The organism is Agrobacterium sp. 16-172Ci, assembly GCF_053522725.1.
This window is the reverse complement of sequence record NZ_JBNWBW010000027.1, coordinates 45,396-66,742: the sequence shown is the minus strand read 5'-3', so window position 1 is coordinate 66,742 and position 21,347 is coordinate 45,396. Positions and strand designations below refer to the sequence as shown.

The window sequence follows — 21,347 nt, the reverse complement described above, 5'->3', positions numbered from 1 at the left end:
CAGGATTCTGTCTGCAGATCTGCAGAACTCAAGGAATAGAAATCATGCCGAGAATCGGCCTAACCTGCGGATAGATATTGAGAATTCTGACCCACGCCGAAGCTTCAGAAAATTACGTTAACTTCTTGTTAACTCTAATTCTCTTGCAGCATTGTTAGAATCGTGCGCTATCTTGAGACGGCATAAGCGCGTCTGACGCTTGCAAACCGTCTTGAACCTGAGGCTAAAGTGAACGTGATCGACAGGCACATCAGTAGAGCAGCAACCTCTGCACATATCACGCAGCGCGCCGAAGCGCTATCTGCGCGACTTCGTGCGGTCGGTGAGCGCGCCTTTCCGCCGACAGCGCAGAAGTCGCTTCGCTCATTCACTTCTGGCGAGGTTGCCGAGATAGTTGGCGTGTCTGATGGGTACCTGCGCCAACTGTCGCTGGATGGCCTCGGCCCGGCGCCGGATATTGGCTCGGGAGGACGGCGCTCCTATACGTTGGAGCAGATTAACGAGCTGCGGCGATACCTCGCCGACGCGCGTCCGAAAGAGGCTGGGCGATTTTGGCCACGTCGTCGTGAAGGTGACAAACTTCAGATCATAACCGTCGCAAACTTCAAGGGTGGATCGGCCAAAACCACCACCTCACTTTATCTCGCACAGGGTTTGGCGCTGCAAGGTTACAGGGTTCTCGCAATCGATCTCGATCCTCAGGCATCGCTTTCCGCGATGTTCGGGTATCAGCCCGAGTTTGATGTTGCCGAGAATGCCACCATCTATGGCGCAATCAGATATGACGACCAGCGGGTGCCGATGAAGGATGTCATCCGGTCGACCTACTTCACTGGCATCAGCGTTGTCCCTGGCAATCTCGAACTGATGGAGTTCGAGCATCAGACGCCTCGCTTCATGCTTCAGAACCGAGGTCGGCCGGAAGATCTGTTCTTCAGGCGTGTTGCGAGCGCAATCGATCAGGTTGAAGATGAATACGATATCGTCGTCATCGACTGCCCTCCTCAGCTCGGCTTTCTAACCATGGGGGCTCTCAATGCCGCGACGGGTATGATTGTTACCGTTCACCCACAGATGGTGGACGTCGCGTCCATGAGCCAGTTTCTTCTCATGACGTCCGATCTTGTATCCGTCATCGAGGAAGCGGGCGGTAAGCTCGATTATGATTTCCTTAGGTTCCTTGTTACTCGCCACGATCCGCGAGACGTCCCTGAACAGGAAATTGTCGGTCTGCTTCGCGACGTATTCGGAACTGATGTAATGACTGCTGCAGCCTGGAAATCGACTGCAATCGCCAATGCCGGTTTGACCAAACAATCGCTCTACGAGCTTTCGCGTGGTGCTGTAGGTCGGTCGACTTACGATCGCGCCATGGAATCGATCAGTGCCGTGAACCATGAAGCTGTCAGCTTAATCAATGACGTTTGGGGCAGGTGATCATGCTCCACAGTCAAAAGAATCAATCGTTTAGCTTGGTGTCAGCTGACGACACGACGTTATTGCCTCTGCATGGGCAGCGTTTTTATCGGAGAGACCAAAGATGAGCAAACGAACTCAATCAGTTCGCAATCTTTTCGCTGCTGGGCCGGATGTGGTGCCCACGGCCGAGACCCGCCAACCGATGCAGCGTGTAGCGTCGGGCGCGGTGCGGTCCTTGAAAGACACCTTCTCGGAAGTTGAGAGAGATTACGAGGAACTCAAGCAGCGGGTTGCGGAAGGCGCTCTGCCTATCGAGCTGGATCCCTCACTCATTGACCCCTCTCCTTTCTCTGATCGTTTTGCGGATCAGGATCCCTCCGCTGTCGAAGCACTCAAAACCTCGTTCCTGGAGAACGGCCAGGAAATACCTGTCCTCGTTCGCGATCATCCGACGGAGACCGGCCGCTATCAGATTGCCTACGGTCATCGCCGTGTGCGGGCTGCCAGCGAACTCGGCATCAAGGTAAAAGCTTACGTCCGCGAGCTAGGGGACGACCGCCTCGTTCTTGCACAGGGCATCGAAAACTCCGCTCGCGAGGACCTTACCTTCATTGAGCGCTCGATGTTCGCTCTCAAACTCGAAGACGGTGGCTTCGATCGGACACTCATTCAGACCGCTCTCTCAGTTGATCGTCAAGAGGCATCGAAGCTCATCAACGTAGGCCGCGCGGTTCCAACATGGCTAAGCGAAGCGATAGGAAGAGCTCCGAAAATTGGTCGACCTCGGTGGCAAGAGCTTGTCGACGTGCTGAAGAGCGAAGGCGCGGAAACCAAAGCGCGCAAAGCAATGAGGGACAGTTCTTTCGGCCACAAGACGTCTGATGATCGCTTTATCGCAGTGCTTCGCGCCATTAAGGCGATCGATAAGCCGGTTTCCGTGAAACCCCATGCCCTTATCGCAAAGTCTGCGGATGGGTCCGAGATCGCCACACTTGCTGTCACAGGTAAGGTTTGCAAGATCCAAATTGATAGAGATCGAGACGAGGCATTTGCCAAGTTCGTGATGGATCGGATTCCCGATCTTTACGAGAACTTCCGACAGAGCGCGTCCGGATCCGAAAGTTAGAAGGAAGAAACCGCAAAAGAAAAAGGCCCCCAAACGTTGCCGTCGTGGAAGCCTCTCTCATTGGTCTAAGCAGCCTGAGAATCGCATTTCCATGAATCCCAGTCAAGAGTCTTTGGCACCGTTTTGGTGAGCGGATTTCTTTTGCCGATCGAAAGGTGAAAGAAAAATGCAAAATGGAAGTGTAACGACGCCCTTCGGGCGGCGGCCGATGACGCTTGCGTTGGTCAGGGCCCAATTCAAGGTATCTGAGATCCGCGAGGGAAAGTCTGCGGATAAGTGGAAAGTGTACCGTGACGTTTGCGATGCGCGAACACTTCTTGGCTTGCGCGATCGTGCGCTTGCCGTACTCAACGCCCTCCTGTCATTTTATCCCGAGACGGAACTCAACCACGACGAAAACCTTGTCGTCTTTCCGTCTAATGCCCAGTTGATCGCTCGAGCAAACGGTATCGCCGGCACGACCCTGAGAGAGAACCTAGCTGTGCTGGTAGATGCAGGGTTGATCAATCGCAACGACAGCCCAAATGGCAAGCGTTACGTGAGGCGTGCCAAGGACGGTGCTGTCGAGACAGCTTATGGGTTCAGTCTTAGCCCCCTACTTGCCAGGTCGGAAGAATTCGCACTCATGGCGCAACAGGTTGCCGAAGACGCCCGACGTCTGAAGGTCGTCAAAGAACGCACGACTATCGCCCGCAGGGATGTTCGAAAGCTCATCACTGCTGCGATCGAAGACGGCGCGGCTGGCGACTGGGCGACGATCGACGCCGCCTATATCGCGGCGGTAGCGAGGCTGCGGACAGCCAAATCGAGAACGGATTTCGAAGCAATCTTGGACGAACTGTCACTTTTGCGTGAAGGCATTCTCAACATACTGGAATGCCAAGTTTTTTCGCAAGAATCCGACACCAATGATAGCGGTATCCGTCGGCACATACAGAATTCAAATACCGAATCTATAACTGAACTTGAACCAAGCTCCGAAATGGGGCAGGGCGAAACGGCGGTGGAAAATCTCAGCCGTCAATCCGAAACGCTAAAAGCTTTTCCAATTGGCTTGGTTATGCGGGCATGCCCGGAGATAGAGTCCTATGGGCCGGGAGGTGAAATCCGCAATTGGAGAGACCTCATGTCGGCCGCGGTGGTTGTCCGCTCGAGTTTGGGGGTGAGCGCGTCGGCCTATCAGGATGCTTGTGAGGCGATGGGGGCCGAAAACGCTGCGGTTGCCATGGCAGCGATACTCGAGCGAGCGGGGCACATCAATTCGGCTGGCGGATATCTCCGCAACCTCACATCAAGAACGCGTCGCGGTGAGTTTTCGCTCGGTCCGATGTTAATGGCGCTCCTGAAAGTAAATTCACGCGGCACAATGCGAGCGTGAGGTTATCTCGGCATCGCGTAGGTGGCTGACTATGGGGCTGAAGGCTTTGTCGTCAGCTGACAACACTCTAAAGCATTGAATTAATTGACTTGGAGGACAGACCACCAAGGATAGAAGATCAGTGCGGGTAATTATGTCGATGGCGCATCAGGCATTGATGAGCGAAGTCTGTTCAGGACGTCGGTCGCGGCGCGACGAAGGTCGTCGTCAGTCCAGATCTTGATGGAATGAGGCACAGAAAGCGCCTCGCCTAACATCAACGCTTCAGCTGTTTCGGTCCGGTCTATCTGGCGATATGCGTTAAGCGCGTCGCGCCGCAAGAGCCATGCCAGCAGATCAGCAGCCTGCAGACCTGGGCATTCGTCGTCACTCATAAACTTGGGGGTAGCAACATTTAAACCGGGAAAACCTCCAGCCGCCAGACGCGCGAATTCATCCATTCCTCCAAGGATTCTAGCAGCTGATTCTCCGCCCTGCTCATCGAACGTAATCTCGAGGCTTTTGTCGAAACGACGTTTGAACATGTGCTGATGGATCTGCGTCAGCAGGCCGTAGAATGCCATGTTGTAGACACGCAGCTCGGGATGTTCCGGAAACTGCTTGGGTGCAAACCAATGCTCGTGGCTCTCGAGTGGGATAGAGACAGCAAATGCATGCTCGACATGTTGAGTGATGCAATTGAGCAATTGAACAAAGACGCTGCTGCGGACCAAGGGGCTCTTTACGCCGGACGAATACCCTAACCGCCATACGTCGACAGCATGAAAATTGGTCATCCCATGGAGCGTCAAGATGGTATTCCACCTTGCATCGAACAACTGCCATTTCTCGTCGGATGCGAGATATCCAGCGAGAACCAGAACGGGGGATTGGTCCGATTTTCCACTATCGTCAATGTAAACCTGAATCATGGGTCTCCAGACAAGTTTGCTCTTGCAGGAAGAGCAAGGGCTTGAAGATTGGTGTGATTGCTACCTTCCTGGACGTTGGTTACGCATCAATCGGGGTGCGAAATGATGGAGCTGTAGTCCTCAAACCCAACGCTTAAAGTGCTGGTGTCGAGCGTACATTCGAAGGCCTTGAGTTGTGGGTGCTCTTGCCGGGCGTGACTAACGAGTGCCTCAGCTTGAGCAAGATCGGCTCTAATTCCAACATAGAGTTCGACGATGGATCCTGGCGGCAATTTATATAAATGCAAAGTCCGGGACGGCGTCGTAACAACGTCAAATGTTCCGCTTTCTGTCGTGCTGATGGGGGCGGATGTTCCCCTTAGACATTTTATAACTCGCACCTCTTCCTCGTATGACCAGTAAAGTGGCTTGCGAAGAAATACTCGTTGCAGCTTTTCAAAGTGATCAGCTGGAAAGTAGTGCGTAGCACCTACCGCCAGGCCGGTCTCGGGGCGGGTGGCGAATTCCGACACTTCTCGTCGCGAGGCATACACGACGCTACCAAACTGAGCCGGGATGAAGTTAGAAGCTACATTTGTGAAACCAGCTTTCGCAGCGTCGATGCCTAAGACGACACCATGATGATGCTCGGCGTAGTGAGCCCACATCAGCGCGTTGACCGGCGTTCGCGTAAGCGAAAGAACACCACTGTTTTCCGCCCATGCTTTGTTTTTTACCATCGCGGGTATGTTCGAGAACAAACCAGATGCCGGATCGGACGAAGGTTCTTCCGGATAAGAGGGCAGATCAAAAGGATCGTTGAAATGCTCTGGCCGGCTGAAGAGAATGGTACTGTCTCGCAAGACAGATTGGCCTGTTGAAAACGGCATGTACTTGTAGAGTATCACCAGACCTGCCTTTCGCATCGAATTTAGCTAGATATATATAACGGTAGGCATAAATGAGTGGCAGATAACCTGCATGCCGACGAGTAGAAATTCGCTAGAAATTGCATGACTTATACAGGATCCGCGCCGCAAGAGTGGCACTTACCATCGTGCTCGGGTGACGTACTCATCACATTGCCTTCGCAGTGCTCGCAATCGTTTCTCGCAACGGGATAATCGTTGCCACAAAGCAGGCAACACAGCGTGCTCGTTGACTTCAGGTAAGCTGTCCTGAATTCACTTTCGTCTACCGCTCCCTGTGCGAGTGAGCCTTCATAAAAGCATTCGTGGCAGACATATCGCCTACCGCCTTTCTTGCGCCCGGTAAGCGCTTCAATCTGACCGCTGCCCAGAGTCTCATAGAAATAGTCCAGCATCTCTGCGAGCTCCATGTGAGGCGTGGACCAGTCACCGTCGTGAAAGAACGAAAACCGCGTTCCTGAAATGTAGGCCATCCAGTCACTGAGGAACCGTTTTTTTGGCCACAACTCGGCGTACTGGCGCGCTAGCAGCTCGGCCATCTGCTTTGGTTCGAATACGGCGTTTGATGTTCCTTGGTGAACGATCTTGTTCCGCCATTGGCGAAGGCGATTGAACCGCTCCGTAAACTCGGGAGACATCGCGGTGGAACATACGGTGTTCACCGTGGTGAGAAGATCGGTCGCATCGAGGGTCCGCAGGTCAGTGAAGTCGATATCGCCGCCAGCTGCTTTGAACCTTTGATCCGTTCCGAGAAGGAGCAAGTAGGGACTCACCGCGCAGATTTTTGCTTTTAGGGCAAGCTCTGTAGCCTGGCCGGCCCAGGAACAGACTTTCTCGAGCTCGACTTTGCAGTGCGCGTAGTAGCGCTTTCGCTCATCATCCCAGTCGTCGGCTGCGTGTGGCTCTCGCTCGCGATGCAGTTCGAAATCGCTGATCAAGTGCAGGAGATCATTCCATCCGGCAAAGAACGCGGTCTTTGCAGCCTGCTCGAAATGATCCGCGGTGGGTATATTGATTATCGCCACTTGTGCCGCCGAGTTGAGTTAACGTCGAACTTCTATGACGCCTTTGCCTCTTCAACAATCGTAAATGAGCCTGAGTAAAGCGTTAGCTTAGCCACAGCGACAAAAAACTGATCCACGACCGATCCGAGGGTGGGCGAAAATACTGCCGATCCATCAAAATTTTGTGGCGGTCCGGAAGGCATTGTGCTCCAATCGCCCGTCAGAGCATCCGAGCTGCACGCCCACTTCTACGCGTGGCGTTGTTATAGTAGCTGGAAGCCTGCTGCACAGACCTGTGGCATGACTGCTCCATCGCCTCGGGGAGGGGGATGCCGCGATTGGCAGCCTCCGTCAGATAACCCGACCGAAGCCCATGTGCAGAAAACTCCCCAGGCTCCAACCCGGCCATTGCCGCCCGCTGCTTGAGGATCGCATTGACCGACTGCGGATCGATCGCCCGCCGCGACACCGTTCCCCAGCGCCCGATCGCTCGGAACACGCTACCGCTTTCGATCCTGGCGGCTGTCATCCAGGCGTTCAACGCTTCCACCGGCCGACCCGTCAGATAGACGACGTCGTCCTGCTCGCCGGAGGTGGTCTTGGTGCGGCCGAGATGGATGGCAAGAGAGGGGAGGGGGCTTTCCCCTTCGACCGGAATCGGCGGCTCGACGGTCAGTTGCTCGCGCCGCAGCCCGGCGACCTCGCTGCGCCGACGTCCCCCGGACGCAAACGCGACCATCAGGATCGCCCGGTCGCGCAGATCGCGCAGACTGTCGGTGGCGCAGGTCGCCAGCAGTTTGGCCAGCACGTCGCCAGTGACGGCCTTGGCGCTCTTGCGACGACGCGTCCGGGGGACAGCGCGCACGGCGAGCCGAATCGACGACTTGAGGGCAGGGGAGGTGAAGGCGCCGTCGAGCCCGCGCCATTTTGTCAGCGTCGACCAGTTGGCCAGGCGGCGGCGCACGGTTGCCGGCGCATGTGGGCCGGTGGATTTGAGAAAGCCTTGCTGCCGCAGGTTCTCTGCGATGTCCGCCGGCATGCCGTGATCTGGATCGATCATTCGCTTTTCCGGATCCCATAGATGCTGCGCCACGAATTTCAGAAGCAGCGCCTCGGGCGCTGGCCAGGGCAGGGACCGGCCGGTGGTCGCTAGGCCCCAGGCTTCGAGATAGGCGAGATCCGAGGTCAGTGCCCGCAGAGTGTTGTCACCCATGCCCTGGTTGACCAAGTGGCGCAGCGTTTCGACGTCCTGGTCGGTCAGCAGCTCGGCGAGCTCGTCGCGGCGTTCGAGCGGCAGCACGGCGGCAATGGTGTCGAGTTCCTCGGCGCGTCGCTCGACAATGGTCATTGATGTCTTGGCTTTCACCACGGACGCTCCAAAATTGCGGGTTTTACCGGCCGCTAGGACCGTGATCTGCTGCGATTCTTTCTGATTTGCGACTTCAGATCAACTACCATCGATAAACGATGGTTATCGATGGTTATAACCCCGTCCACCAATCATACCATGTGAAGAACCGCAATATCGATCTAGAGTTCGTTTAGCAAATCATTTACCATGATTTCAATGGCTTATGATCTCCCGAAAATCAGCATATCCACCTTGATGCGGCCGGCCTTCGACGCCGGTGTCGCCCTCACGCGGCTGGACGAACGTATCGCCCGTTCACCGGTCGGCCAGGGATGGATCGAACGATCCCATTTTGCCGATGCCTGCGCCTCGTTGTGGATCGACGGCGAACTCGTCCATCTCGAGGACCTCGTCCTGCACGACGCTACCCGCGATATTCGCACACCCACCCACGAACTGACAATCGCGCGTGACGTCTTGCGCACCCGCCGGCGCATCGCTGCGCAGTCGCCAGATTGGGCGTTATCCACAGAGGGTATCCGAACGTTGCGACAGACGTCGGACATCAATCCGGTCAGCGTTGAAGCAGTAAAGCCAGCCGACGTCGTTCGGCCCGCGGTCGCCATCGATAGGGAAGGGGATGGGGACGATGGTGATGACGTGGAAAATCTATCCGGCATCGACTATGCCGCCATCGATGCCGTTCTCGCCCGATCGGAGGCGGCGATCGAGAACGCAACACGGCCCGGTCGGAGTGGCGACCAGGAAAAAGATCCGATGATCTACGATCTCGACTGGGACGAGGACGCGCGGCTGGAGGAATGGCGTGCTGTGTTGCGGCAGGCCGAAAACCTGCCGGCTATGCTGCAGGCCATCGTCGCCCTCGATGCCTGGAACGAGCTATCCGTCCTGCAACACGCGCCCTGGCTCGGCCGGCTGCTGGCTGCCTCGATCCTGCGCCAGGCCGGTGTCACCTCGGGAGCGCATCTTGCTGCCATCAATCTCGGCGTGAAAAGCATTCCCGTCGATCGGCGCCGGCATCGCGATCGCGAAACCCGGCTGCTCGCGATTGCTCACGGCCTGATCGCGGCGGCCGAGCTCGGGTTGAAAGAGCATGACCGGCTGGCGCTTGCGCGAACAATGATGGAGCGGAAGCTCGAGGGGCGACGGACGTCGTCAAAGCTGCCGGAGCTGGTTGAATTAGTGATGGCGAAACCGCTCGTGTCGGCCGGGATGGTGGCGAAGGCGCTCGAGGTGACGCCGCAGGCGGCGCGGCGGATTGTTTTGGAGCTGGGCTTGCGCGAGATAACGGGGAGGGGGAGGTTTCGAGCATGGGGGATTGTCTAGTCGCGAGACGATCGGCGCGCTTCGGTCGTTTTCGGGCTATCAACCAACGCCCGAGGTTTCCTCGACCTATTTCACCACGAGGGAGTTTCTGTCCCACGCCGGGTTCGCGACGCTTTTCGATCTGCCCCACGCTAAGAAGGAACTTGGCTCAACCGTGAGGAGTGCCTCCTCAGGTCGCAGGTTCCGATCGTTAGCGACGAAGCGGGTTGGTGAAGACGTAAAAGATATGCGTCTCGGTCCCGAGGCCACAGAACGGTCTCCTGCCCTTCGAAGTTGGAAGGACCGTTCGCGCCCATTTCGGACGAAAAGCGTGAGTGACTGTGCAGTTTTCGTGAGGTTGGCGGAAGTCTATATACAATCATTGATATACATGATTCTGATATCAGCCTGGCCACGTCGGAATTAACTCGGGGGAATGCGTGGGGCTCTACGAACGATGGTGCGATGCCACCAGAGAAAAGGATAAGCGCAAGCGTTACTGGGCCTACATCGAGAAGGATGGAGGCCGAGACGATATTCGAGACGACCTCGCCGAGACCATCCGCTCGCACTACGACCGCCTCGAACGCATTGCCGACGACGTAAAGCGGCTCGGCTACAATGTTGCTGCCACCATCCTTAGCGAGGCAATGCCTCAAACGCCAAAGGGCCGTTCTGGCGATCTTGGCGAAATTCTTGCGACGGAGTTGGTGGAAGAAGAGATCGGCCTGCGCGTTCCTGTACGCCGTCTTCGCTACAAGGATGGCCGCAACATGGCCATGCGCGGCGATGACTTTATAGGCGCTGGTTACGACGGGGCTGGCGAAAAGCTCTGGCTCCTGAAAGGCGAGGCCAAGAGCAATGAGAGGCTTGGGAAGGCTACCGTCACGAGCGCCCGCAAGGTGCTCGACCGTGACAACGGGCGCTGTACGCCCGATTCTCTGCTGTTCGTCGCCAATCGCCTGCTCGACAGCAACGACCTGGACGACAATGCATTGGGCCGAAGCCTCCGCGACGAGGTGGGATTGAAGTCTCTCCGCGCCGATCGCATCGACCACATGCTCTTCACTGTCTCGGGCAATGGTCCGCACGCTTCGCTGAAGGACGACCTCCAAGCTGCGGGAACCAACCGAGACCACTACGTGGTGAATATTCACGTCGAAGATCACCAAGACTTCATCAAGGCGATGTACCAGGAGGCGGAAGATCTTGGAGACGATTGACGAGCTGACCACTTTTCTGGAAGCCGCAACTGTCGACGGCATTCTTGGGCGCCTCCTCTATCGCGGCGCCGCCTGGTCACTGATGCGCGAGGAAGGTGTCCTGCCGCCCAATGCGCCGCCGCTCGGCGTGACAATCGAGACCGATCTTGCAGAGCACGCCTTTGCCCTGCTTCGAGGTGCGATGGCGCTACGCGCTCAAGCTGGCCCCTCGGAATTGACTAGCAAGGCGTTTGAACGTGCCGCCAACGCCTTCGAAGCCCTCATACGCAACGGCGATCCGGGGGCGGCCGATCGCGGTTTCCGCCGGATGCTGGCTGCCGCAACCTATCACCTTGCCGGTTTCTCGGCCGTCGCCTATTCGCTCTTCAACGAGACCGCGGAGGACCTCAATGTATCGCCGGGCGAGGCGGCGATCAGGCACCTAATCCTGCGCGATCTCGGCGAAATGCGTGCTTTCGTCCGTGATTGGCTGAATGATGCCGCCCATGGAGATGAGCAGATTGCCGAGGTGCTTCGCGGCGAAGAACCCGACATCGATGAGGTTCTGTCGACCATACTCAACACGACGATCTGTCGCGCTCTCGCACATTTTGATTTCGCGCTCGAGACAGGTGAACCCGAGCCGATCGAGGATGCACGTGCATTGCTGCGGACCGCAGTCAGTCTTGCGGACAACGCCGAGAACGTCCCCCTGTGGTGGATTTCGAACCTCTGTCTCCACCTGATCGATGACCTCTGGCAGCACTCGCTACACCAGAACCTACCGACCGAGCCTCCGGACGGAACGGAGGAAAGATACCCGGATCTGCGGCGGCTGTTCATCTCGTCGCTCTACGCCCGCAAGACATCCGAGGTGGAGCTATGGCCATCGCAACGCGAAGCGGCCCGGCGTTCCACTGACGTTACCGACGATCTCGTCGTCGCCTTACCGACTAGTGCCGGCAAGACGCGTGTTGCGGAGATCGCAGCACTGATGACCTTGTCGTCGGCCCGCCGGGTGCTGATCGTCACACCGCTGCGCGCCCTCTCCGCGCAGACCGAACGCTCTTTCAGAAAGACTTTCGCGCCGCTCGGGTTCAGCGTCTCTTCGCTCTATGGCGCAAGCGGTGTTTCCGCTGGTGACGAGGATGCCTTGCGAACCCGCGAGATCATCATCGCCACGCCCGAGAAGCTCGACTTTGCGCTGAGAAGCGACCCTTCGCTCATCGATGACGTCGGCCTAATCGTCCTGGATGAAGGACATATGATCGGCCCGAGCGAGCGCGAAATCCGGTACGAAACGTTGGTACAGCGTCTGCTTCGACGTGCGGACGCGGGCGACCGCCGAATTGTATGTCTTTCCGCTATATTGCCGAGTGGCGACGAACTCGACGACTTGACCGCGTGGATCCGCTCGGACGAACCGGGCGGGCCGGTTCGGTCCGACTGGCGCCCCACGCGTCAGCGGTTCGGCGCACTAACCTGGCGGGGTAAGGACGCGCTGCTTCGGCTAGACCTTGATGAGAGCGGCCCCTTTGTCGACAAATTTGTTGTCGAAAAGCCCCCACTAGGGAGGGAGAAAAATTCTTACCCCCGCCAGAACTCGCATCTCACTCTGTTTGCAGCGTGGGAGTTCGCAGGCCAAGGCAAGCGGACTTTGATCTTTTCCACTCAAGCGAATTGGGTCGAGAGCTACGGCAAACAGGTCGTCGACCTCTGCAAGCGCGGCTATCTTCAGTCCCTTCTGGAAGATGAAGGGTCGATCGTCCGCGCCCTGGAGATCGGAAAGGAATGGCTCGGCGAGGAACATCCCGCAGTTGCCTGCCTGAAAGTGGGCGTTGCCATTCACCACGGTCGGCTTCCAAGTCCATTCCTGCGTGAGCTGGAATCGTTGCTTTCCGAGGGAACGCTAAAGGTGATCATCGCATCACCGACGTTGTCGCAAGGACTTAACCTGAACGCCGCTGTGCTACTGGTGCCCACGTTGTATCGGGCGTCAGAAAAGATCCAGGGAGAGGAGTTTGCGAATGTCGCCGGCCGCGCGGGCCGCGCCTTCGTGGATGTCGAAGGGCTCATTGTCCACGTAATGTTCGACAGGGTCGATTGGCGAAAGAGGGAATGGCGAAAGCTCGTTGCTTCAGCCAAAGCCCGTACGCTCAAGAGCGGTCTCATCCAAATCGTCGCCGAGATTCTGGAGCGACTTTCGCGGGAAGGAATTCTCGATCGCAAAGATGCCTGGGAATATCTCGCCAACGCCCGTGAAGCCTGGAGATCGCCAGGGGAGGAAGCTTCTTTGGCAGAGCGCTTGGCTGCGTCGAGACAAAATGATGCTGATGTGACTGACATCGATAGTGACGACGATGATGCCGAGCAGGAGGAGTCTATTGAAGAAGAGCCGCTTTCTCAGATCGTTGAACGTCTCGATGCGACCGTATTTGGCCTGATAGAAGCGCTTGACTCAGATAGCGCCGACCTGCCGAAACTCCTGGATGATGCTCTCAAAGGATCGCTCTGGGCCCGGCAGATCGCCCGCGAGGACGAGGACGTCGCTCCGCTCCATAAAATGGTGTTGGAGGCGCGTGCCAGGCTAATCTGGAAGACCACGACGGCGCCTGCAAGGCGTGGTCATTTTGCCATGGGTGTTGGACTGGAGGCCGGTCTTGCAATCGATGCAATGGCTGATGTGCTGGCCGAGCTCCTTGACCGGGCCGATGGCGCAGCGCTGGCCGGCGATATTGACGTGCTTGTCGATGCCCTCAGCGGCCTCGGTGAGCGTCTGCTTTTCATGCGGCCCTTCATTCCGAGCAAGGCGAATGCGCTTCATGCGAACTGGACGGTGATCCTGCGCAGTTGGGTGGCTGGCGAGGATGTTTCCACGATGGGACCACAGAATATGCGCGCCGTGGAGGAGGCGTTCATCTATCGATTGGTCTGGGCACTCGAGGCTGTGCGTACCCGCCGCATGTCGCTCGGGTGGTTGCCGGAAACGGTAGCCGGGGGCGCTGCAGCATCCGTTGAAACTGGCGTTCCGCAACTCATGATGTCGATACTTATCCGCGCGGGACTCCCATCGCGGCGCGCGGCGATGGAGGCGATCGAGGACGCGAAGCCGGCCTTTGTTAGTCCGGCCGAGATGCGAGCCTGGCTCGAATCCGACGAGATCACCGCCTATACCGACGCCGGCAACTGGCCGACTCCTGACACGGCCGCTCTTTGGGCGCGTTTTCGAACGGAAGCACTCAGTGGCGGCATCCAAAAGTGGTCGGTCGAACACTACAGTCGTCTGCTTGATATCGAGGTGGCCCCGCCTGCTGGCCTCTATCGGATAGTCACCGACGAGGGTGACGGGCGAACCTGGTTGGCCACACCTGACTATCGGCATATCGCTGCCTTTAGGAAGCCAGCGGTCGATCCCAAGCCCAGTCTATTTTCAGGCCGGTTGTCGGGGGACACGAGGCTGGTGGAGGCCTTGCGTATCGGTCGAGGCAAATTACGCTGGCCAAAGGCGGATACCTGATGAGGTCGGTCATCAGGTCGTGCTTTCGGTGCGGTGATCACCAACGCGTGCACTCGGTAAAGATCGAGTGCCTGGCTCGATGCGACGGTTGCACGGCCGTCTTAGCTTTGCCTAAGGGGACAGGACATGGCGGGTGACATTCGAACCCTATTCGTGAGCCTGCTGCAGGGGATGACCCACACCCAGTTGAGCGAGGAGCCGTCGCGGATTGCCGGACTGGTGGTGCCCAGCGAGGATGGACTGTCGAAGCGGCAGCGTATCGATATGGCCCTTTCGCCCCTTTCAGAGGCACAACTTGCGCAGTTTGCACTAAAATTTGCTGCCCACCGCGGCGACGTCGATCTCGACGAAGCCGGCCGAAAGGTTCTCGAGGCGGGCGACCCGCCCCTCTCGCAGATCACACGGCGAGATGTCGCCCGCGCTTTCGGGGACGATCTCGCGGGTGAGCGCAGCACGGTAGAGATGGTCGGACGCTTCTTCCCTCTCTCCTCACCCCTCGATGATTTCCTTGGCAGCAACGGTCGAAGCTTGCGTGACCGTGTTGATCGCCACATGGATCAAAACCCCGGTGACTGGTCGGTGGAGCATCTCTTTGGTGAAATCGGTGCGTTTGATTGCTCCAGAGCACGCTTCGCCGCTTTGGTGGAGGAGGCCGTCCACCCTCTTTCAAGGTCGGGTGACGATCAGCTTCAGATGATCGGCGCTATCAACAAGATCCTTGAACGCGACGGTTACGAGCTGGCACAAGAAAGCGAACTCTCAGGCCATCCGATCTTCGGGTTCCGTGCTATCGTGAGAGGGGTGGGCGGTCGGCCCAAGAACTTGATCTTTGCCTCCCGGGGAAAGAAGCCAGAGATCGGCTTTGCCGACGCGATCAACAATGACATCGTCATTCTATCTGGTGAGGAGAGCTGTTTGGTCTATGACCGACCGATCGGTTCGAACGGCCTTCGCTGGTCCGAGCTCGTCGACTGGTGGAGCGATGTCACACCAGGCGGGAATGCAGCGAGTCTTGGAGCGCGCTTGCAGGAATCTTTAGCCTCGGAAGCTGAACGGAGGCTTTTCGCCGGCTACTTCAAGGCGTTCCGTTCGGACCTAGGTGAGGCGCTACCGGCGCTCCTCCCACAAGTTTATCTTCATTATGACCCTGCTGTTGTGAAGACCCTGCGTCACCGCCTTCCACTTCCACGTCAACGCATGGATTTTTTGCTGCTTCTTCCCGGAAGGCAGCGCGTCGTGGTCGAAGTTGATGGCCAGCACCATTTCGCAGAAAAAGATCGTCCATCATTGAAGATCTATGCTGAAATGGTGTCAGCAGATCGCGAGCTGCGCCTTGCTGGATATGAAGTCTATCGCTTCGGAGCGAACGAACTCGTCGGGGCCGGCGCTGAAACGAGGGTGACAGACTTCTTCGAAAAGCTTTTCCGATTGCATCGAGTTCGACAGTAACAGATGTGTCGGGCAGTTGCGAAATTCGAGCTTTCAGCAGCCCTATCGGCTCCGAACATAATTAATGAGACGGTCCACGAACCCTTCCCTCGCGCAATCGGCCTGGGGCAGGTCTGTCGTGGGATCGAAGAATGCTTTCAGCATATAGCTTCCGATCTCTAGCGCTTCACTTTCGTCGGTCAAGCCGGAGAACCGTTCGAACGCCTGACCCAGTCGTTGCGCAGCGTGCGGATGGGTTGTGCCGCCACGGCGTACATCGTCGATAAGGCCGATCCATATGAAGGCTACGCAGATCGCAAGCGTCCGGAACTCGCGTTCCTTTGCATCCATGACTTTTGCGAGGATCCAATCCACAGCCCAGGCGTCAGCCTCGAATTCTTGCTGGTGAGCTTGGGGAGAGTCTGGCAAGTGCTTTTGCACGATATGACCGCACTCGTGCAGGACGACGACGCTGGCCGCCGCCAGGAATAGATTGGTAACGAGTCCATCCGGCGTAGAAAGCGGGGCCGCGTGATATGGAGCAGGCAAATCCTCGCTCCAGGATGCCGTCGAATCCCTGATGAGCGCAACGGCAGCGTGCTTGAATTCCATCACTTCGGAGCCCAGCCCACCCGGCTCGATGACGATCGTTGATTTGCCCGCCGCAGCGGCAGCCCTCACGAGGTCCATCATCGTGAGCACCGCGGCGGCTACCGCCCATATGCTCAGCATCGCCGCGTAGGTCCCCGTGATTTTCTTTTCCAACGGATAAGCGGTAAAGTTTGCCCGCCCCGCATTGATGTCCAGCGGCCACGGCTCTCCCTGCATTTCGCTGACCAGCTCGTCAACACGCTCCGGTGCGATCCGAAACGGACTTTGAGCAAGCAAGTGGACAAAGTCTTGCATCAGTCGTTCAGCATCAGTCATTCGAGCCACCTCCCAGATCGCGTGCGGGAAAATTATCTAGACATCTCAACAATCCGGCTCCCCCTCATCGAAGAAAGCCGTATTTGCCGAGCAGAAGCCGAATGTATGTGGGGGTTATTGCATAAACCTGCCTTGAGACGAGCGCGCCGTCAGGATGGGCTTGAATGTGCTCCCCACTTTCGACGTCATAGTAATTGAGAGCGATTTCTGCGGGCCATGGGAAGTTTGGGTCAAACGGCACCTCTGCATACGGATTGAAATAGACCTGAAGCCCATCCAGATGGGTTTCACGATGAAGCGATGAGTGCTGAATGAGCACATCTAAGCCGCCGATCTGTTGCTCGCTCTCTCGTCGTTGCGTGAGAAGGTAGTTCAGCGCGGCGAGCTGAAACCGGTGCGTCCCGACCTCCCAGAGCACGGAACCCGGCGCGATTTTGTGCTTGTCGATTACCCTGTAGCGGGTTGCCCGGACTAGCCTATCAATCTTACTTTCAACGACTGCTTTTCCAAAGGTTCCGACCGTCGAGAAAAAGACGGCGCTGATCTCCTTGAACGAATCGTTCGTGAAGATTCCCATCTCCACCGGAGCACCGGAAGGCTTCAGGAGCGAGGTTATCTTGCCTTGCTTCCCATAGTCTGGGCCTTCGAGCACCGGCGGCGTCAAGCCAAAAAGGACCATATTGATAAGTTCGTTATTTTGAGTGAGCGATAGGTCGCTATCGAAGGGGGCGATCGCAATGACGAACGGCCGACCTTGCACGTGGCTCCTCGAGGAATACGGGTGCTTCTTTCCATTCCTTCCGCGGAAAAGATCCAGCTTGTCCCTGATCTTCCCGGCAAGTTTAAGCGCACCGCGGGTCTTGAAATCTTGCTCGTCAAAGTTCTTCCGCTGCTTCGCAGTCGGGGGCTGATCAGAGACGACAGCTTCTATGTTGAACTCGTAGTTTCCGGGTCCTCGGACAAAGAAATCCGGCGACGACTTTGAAAAGTCCACACTGCATTTTAAATCAATAAGCGCTCTATTCAGATATAGCTCCCACATCGAGGAATTGAACGTCGTTTGAAATTCCTTGATGAACTTCTGGTTCTCTCCCCTACGATCCAGCAGGCCAGTCGCCCAGTTTTGAATGATGGGCTGCACCTTTGTGTAGTCTGGATCGGCCGAGATAAGACGAAAATGATCGTGGAGTTTTTCTTCCGGGAATCGCGGAGTGAACAAGTCTAACATTCATGTACCGTTCGCGTGTTACAGTTGCGCAGCGCGCTGATCACGCGGCACAAAGGTTTCCTATGGCGCCGGTCAATACGGGCCACGATCGAAGCGCCGCAAAAATAGTCTCGCTGTGACCAGAGTTATTTGAAGCCTGAATGTTGCGTCTTCTTCTTCGGACAGCCCAGGATGCCCGCCGTGAGGATGCATTCGGCTCATGAGTGCCTGGACAAATGGAGACTTTTTCCCATCAGGACTCCATTCATTGTAGTCTGCCAGCAGAAACGGCGGTGTGGCGCTTCCACCCAAGAAGTCTCGCTTCTGCCGGCTGTCCAAGGTGGGATCGCAACCCGCCAGGACCGCAATCTCATTAAAGTAGCTCTCAAGGAAGTTCCGAAGCTCGCCATTTGCACCTGACCACTCGCCTCGCTGGAACGCGGACATCGCTCTAGACAAATGGCCTTCGGCTGTGGTCAGTTGGTGTTTCCTGAGAAGTTGAACGACCTCGTTCTCGGCCTCTCTCATATTCAGCTCAGGGGCATCGGATGGTAACATCCTTACAAGCGTTGCGGGTGCCTTTGGGGCTCGTCTCCCCCACACGTCGTCCACCTCAGCAGGTTCAACGATCTCAAAACCGTCGAACCTAAGACCTGCTTTCAGCTTTTGCCACGATGCCGTCTCCTTTGCAGTTGACCAGTTTGCGAGCGCCTTTTCGATCATGGCACGCTCCAAGCTGACTTGGCCGGATTCAGTGTAGACTGCTGGACCACCTTCTACGGCAGCCTTGGAGAGGCTGACGACCCGGGCCGATTTGCTGCTCCCGCCACCCTTATCCTCAATCCCCCATTGCATTTCGAGAACATCAATCTCGCTATGGGAATAGCTATCTGAAATAACTTCAGCAGCAGCTACTACTGTCATCCGATTGAATTCGCCCATCGTCCTTTGGTCCCCAGTCGTAATTATGATGCAAGATCGTCGAACTTGCGCACAAACGCCGCTTGAAGATCAGTGTCAGCGAGTAGATCACAGCCGTAGCGATCGATGTAGTCTTCAATGAGCGTTTGAAACGTGTTTCGATAGACGATCTTCCGCGAGCAATTGACGCCGGTCCGCCCTGACGCGTGGATGGTCCAGCCGCCCTTGGTCCTTGCCTCATGCAACAGTGCGCAACGAACCTTCCGATAGAATTCGACAGCATCGTCACGCGTGAACAACGCGTTGAACGGCGCTGTTTCCGACAAAAAAGACGCAAAAAGTTCTCCGCTCGCGCTGTACTCGAAAGGCGGCTGAGCGTTTCTGTGGCGATAGATCAGACCACCACGACATGCCGCGAGAAATTCCAACATAGCACACTGAATGGAGACTATGCTGAAACCTTCACCCTCCCAGCTTCCCTCGTTCTGGAGAAGACGGATAGGCTTGAGATATCGGCTCTCCAGCCGCTCAAAGAAAAACTCTTGAAAAGCGGCTGCCCATGGTGACGCATCACTGCCGATTATCAGCTGGCTTGACAGTCGTCGCCAGTCTTCGTCGCTTCGACGCGGCGCCAAGAATATTTGCTTATCACTTCCGCTGTCCACTCCGGCCATACCTCTCTGCTCCCCAAAACAAGATTCTACCTAGGAGAGAAGTTGACATGTCATACAAAAAATATCAAGATACCTGACATTAGGAGATTCGTATGAGCGACGGTCCGCATAAAAGCTTGCCTCTGCGCCCCGGATACCAACGTGTCGCAGCCTGGGCCTATAAGCCTGCCTTCAGCGTTAGTCAGATTGGCGAGGCGGCCGAGTCCGCGCTCTTGCGCGATGTCGCCATCGAATTTGCCCCAACACTCAAGCCACTCCTCGCCATAGTCGATGGCCAGGACCTTCTGAGCCTGGGGTCCTCGATGCATAATCAGCTTGATAGTCTTCGGGTGGATCCCGCGGTCGATACGTTGGCAGCCAACGCTGTCGAGGGAACTCAGATGGCACTCCGCGAAGGATATGGTGGGCTCATTGCTATAGAGAAGGGATTGGCTTCCGCTTTGACCGAACGCCTCGCAGCTGGAGGCCGCGCCATGGAGGAACACTATCTCGTCAAAGCCGGGCCAGGCGCATGTCAGCAGATGCGTCGGCGTATGAACGAAACGATTACGTACATGACGAACAACGGAACCTTCGATCGCATGGCGAAATCCATTCTTGGCGATCGCTCAGTCAGTGTCGCGCGAACGCCAACTGTTCACGATGGCGTCGATCAAGGGGTTCCGCTTTGAGCACGATACCAGAAGACGCGCCGTCCATTCGGGTCGCTGTCATAGAGCCAGGGCGTAAGCCCGACGACGGCTGGCACTCAGCCGAAATCGGCAAGGCTATCGTCTTCAAGACCGAGGATCTGGATGATTATCGGACGAAGAACTGGGACAGTCGCGTGTACGACGCCATGCTTTTGATTGCCGCAGTCGAATACTGCGACAAGGTGCTGAAGCGGTCTGGCCTTCGTTGGGTGCGGAGATTTGAGCTTATGGTCCCGGTGCATGACGTCGCGCACTGGCAGAATCCCGATGTAGCGGGCTCGATCGTTGGCGCGTTGAAATTCTTGACCGGCGACGATTGGAAAATCACGTTCACCGCTGCATCGAGCGATGTGGACCGCGATTTTGGCCAGCAAAGCCTGTTAGAATGGGGGGATCCTGGTCGTACCATAACGCCCTTTAGCGACGGTCTCGATTCGCGGGCGATGTCGGCCATCCTTGGCGCCAAAGGGCGGGCAGACAGATTGATAAGGGTTCGGGTCGGCTCCAAGGCCGATGACCGTCCACTCCGTGATCGCAAAAGAGTCCCGTTTCTGAATATCCCGTTTTCCGTCAACATGCGGTATGGCGGCGGGATCAAGGAATCGTCTGTCAGGAGCCGCGGGTTCAAATTTACCCTGCTTAGCGCGCTTGCGGCCTATCTAGTTGGAACGCACGACGTAGCAATGCCGGAAAGCGGGCAGGGCGCATTGGGCCCGACCCTTGTCCCGACGAGTCACGGCTATGAGGATTATCGCAACCATCCGCGGTTCCTTCGCAGAATGGAGGACGTCGTGCAGGCGATCTTCCAGTACCCTGTCTCCTTCCGCCTACCGCAGCTGTGGAACACCAAAGGACAAACGCTTGCAGAATTCGCTGCGCTCGAGAGCAATCCCGATGAGTGGAACCGGACCCGATCGTGTTGGCAGCAGAGCCGGAATTCCTCGTTTGAGGGCAGACGCCGGCATTGTGGAATTTGTGCAGCATGCATGCTGCGTAGACTGAGCTTTCATTCTGCCGGTATCAGCGAGCCGAAGGAAAACTACATCTGGGAAGACCTTAGGGCCGGTGAATTCGCCGATGGTGCCGTCAGAGGGTTCACCAAGGTGACGCGCGCGATGCAACGCTACGGCATAGCTGGGGCATTGCATCTTGATCATCTTGCCGAAATGCGCTTTTCCCCGGTGCATCAGCCACGCGTGAAGCGAAGCGCCTGGCAGCTTGCAGACCATCTGCAAATATCGACGGACGAGGCCGAAGAGCGACTCTTCGGCCTGCTGGAACAGCATGACAGAGAATGGAAGGCATTCATGAAGGATCTTGGGCCAAAATCATTCGTCGCCCAATGGTTGGCGTGAC

The 21,347-nt window shown here is 56.8% G+C and carries 17 protein-coding genes; 9 read left to right on the top strand and 8 right to left on the bottom strand.

The window, feature by feature from the left end; translation table 11 throughout:
* The first annotated feature begins 228 nt into the window (after positions 1–228).
* The 3 genes from repA (at position 229) to repC (ending at position 3,923) form a co-directional block, all read left to right on the top strand.
* Positions 229–1,437, top strand: coding sequence for a plasmid partitioning protein RepA (repA, locus tag ACQZ40_RS20870; protein ID WP_174000837.1), 1,209 nt, complete (start codon positions 229–231; stop codon positions 1,435–1,437).
* A 103-nt stretch (positions 1,438–1,540) separates the two neighbouring features.
* Positions 1,541–2,545, top strand: a complete 1,005-nt coding sequence (repB, locus tag ACQZ40_RS20865; protein ID WP_174000838.1) for a plasmid partitioning protein RepB — start codon at positions 1,541–1,543, stop codon at positions 2,543–2,545.
* Positions 2,546–2,711: 166 nt separating this feature from the next.
* Positions 2,712–3,923, top strand: a complete 1,212-nt coding sequence (gene repC, locus ACQZ40_RS20860) for a plasmid replication protein RepC (protein WP_174000839.1) — start codon at positions 2,712–2,714, stop codon at positions 3,921–3,923.
* Between the two features lie 131 nt (positions 3,924–4,054).
* Here the strand turns inward: repC and ACQZ40_RS20855 are convergent, their stop codons facing one another.
* The 4 genes from ACQZ40_RS20855 to ACQZ40_RS20840 form a co-directional block, all read right to left on the bottom strand.
* On the bottom strand, positions 4,055–4,834 hold the full coding sequence (locus ACQZ40_RS20855; RefSeq protein ID WP_174000840.1) for a DUF3800 domain-containing protein: 780 nt from the start codon (positions 4,832–4,834) through the stop codon (positions 4,055–4,057).
* Positions 4,835–4,920: 86 nt separating this feature from the next.
* Positions 4,921–5,721, bottom strand: a complete 801-nt coding sequence (locus tag ACQZ40_RS20850) for a DUF2971 domain-containing protein (protein ID WP_174000841.1) — start codon at positions 5,719–5,721, stop codon at positions 4,921–4,923.
* Between the two features lie 110 nt (positions 5,722–5,831).
* On the bottom strand, positions 5,832–6,767 hold the full coding sequence (locus tag ACQZ40_RS20845) for a hypothetical protein (protein WP_174000842.1): 936 nt from the start codon (positions 6,765–6,767) through the stop codon (positions 5,832–5,834).
* Between the two features lie 199 nt (positions 6,768–6,966).
* The gene (locus tag ACQZ40_RS20840) at positions 6,967–8,115 is read right to left on the bottom strand and encodes a tyrosine-type recombinase/integrase (protein ID WP_174000843.1); all 1,149 of its coding nucleotides are present in this window, start codon (positions 8,113–8,115) and stop codon (positions 6,967–6,969) included.
* Positions 8,116–8,304: 189 nt separating this feature from the next.
* Between ACQZ40_RS20840 and ACQZ40_RS20835 the strand changes: the two genes are divergently transcribed.
* The 4 genes from ACQZ40_RS20835 (at position 8,305) to ACQZ40_RS20820 (ending at position 15,591) form a co-directional block, all read left to right on the top strand.
* The gene (locus tag ACQZ40_RS20835) at positions 8,305–9,444 is read left to right on the top strand and encodes an RHE_PE00001 family protein (protein WP_174000845.1); all 1,140 of its coding nucleotides are present in this window, start codon (positions 8,305–8,307) and stop codon (positions 9,442–9,444) included.
* A gap of 419 nt (positions 9,445–9,863) precedes the next feature.
* Positions 9,864–10,646 carry a HamA C-terminal domain-containing protein gene (locus ACQZ40_RS20830; RefSeq protein ID WP_174000846.1) on the top strand — a complete coding sequence of 261 codons (783 nt, stop codon included), beginning with the start codon at positions 9,864–9,866 and terminating at the stop codon, positions 10,644–10,646.
* Positions 10,633–14,142, top strand: a complete 3,510-nt coding sequence (locus tag ACQZ40_RS20825) for a DEAD/DEAH box helicase (RefSeq protein ID WP_174000847.1) — start codon at positions 10,633–10,635, stop codon at positions 14,140–14,142. Before ACQZ40_RS20830 ends, ACQZ40_RS20825 begins: the two co-directional genes overlap by 14 nt.
* A gap of 126 nt (positions 14,143–14,268) precedes the next feature.
* Positions 14,269–15,591, top strand: coding sequence for an AbiJ-related protein (locus ACQZ40_RS20820; RefSeq protein WP_174038105.1), 1,323 nt, complete (start codon positions 14,269–14,271; stop codon positions 15,589–15,591).
* A 42-nt stretch (positions 15,592–15,633) separates the two neighbouring features.
* Here the strand turns inward: ACQZ40_RS20820 and ACQZ40_RS20815 are convergent, their stop codons facing one another.
* The 4 genes from ACQZ40_RS20815 to ACQZ40_RS20800 form a co-directional block, all read right to left on the bottom strand.
* A complete protein-coding gene (locus ACQZ40_RS20815) occupies positions 15,634–16,497 on the bottom strand; it encodes a phage exclusion protein Lit family protein (RefSeq protein ID WP_174000849.1) in 864 nt (287 codons plus the stop codon).
* Positions 16,498–16,561: 64 nt separating this feature from the next.
* The gene (locus ACQZ40_RS20810; protein ID WP_174000850.1) at positions 16,562–17,725 is read right to left on the bottom strand and encodes a hypothetical protein; all 1,164 of its coding nucleotides are present in this window, start codon (positions 17,723–17,725) and stop codon (positions 16,562–16,564) included.
* Positions 17,726–17,797: 72 nt separating this feature from the next.
* Complete coding sequence (locus ACQZ40_RS20805; protein WP_174000851.1) at positions 17,798–18,646, bottom strand: hypothetical protein; 849 nt, start codon at positions 18,644–18,646, stop codon at positions 17,798–17,800.
* A gap of 23 nt (positions 18,647–18,669) precedes the next feature.
* Positions 18,670–19,299 carry a hypothetical protein gene (locus ACQZ40_RS20800; protein WP_174000852.1) on the bottom strand — a complete coding sequence of 210 codons (630 nt, stop codon included), beginning with the start codon at positions 19,297–19,299 and terminating at the stop codon, positions 18,670–18,672.
* A 92-nt stretch (positions 19,300–19,391) separates the two neighbouring features.
* Between ACQZ40_RS20800 and ACQZ40_RS20795 the strand changes: the two genes are divergently transcribed.
* A complete protein-coding gene (locus ACQZ40_RS20795; RefSeq protein WP_174000853.1) occupies positions 19,392–19,970 on the top strand; it encodes a hypothetical protein in 579 nt (192 codons plus the stop codon).
* Positions 19,967–21,346 carry a 7-cyano-7-deazaguanine synthase gene (locus ACQZ40_RS20790; protein WP_174000854.1) on the top strand — a complete coding sequence of 460 codons (1,380 nt, stop codon included), beginning with the start codon at positions 19,967–19,969 and terminating at the stop codon, positions 21,344–21,346. Before ACQZ40_RS20795 ends, ACQZ40_RS20790 begins: the two co-directional genes overlap by 4 nt.
* The last annotated feature ends 1 nt before the right edge of the window (position 21,347 follow it).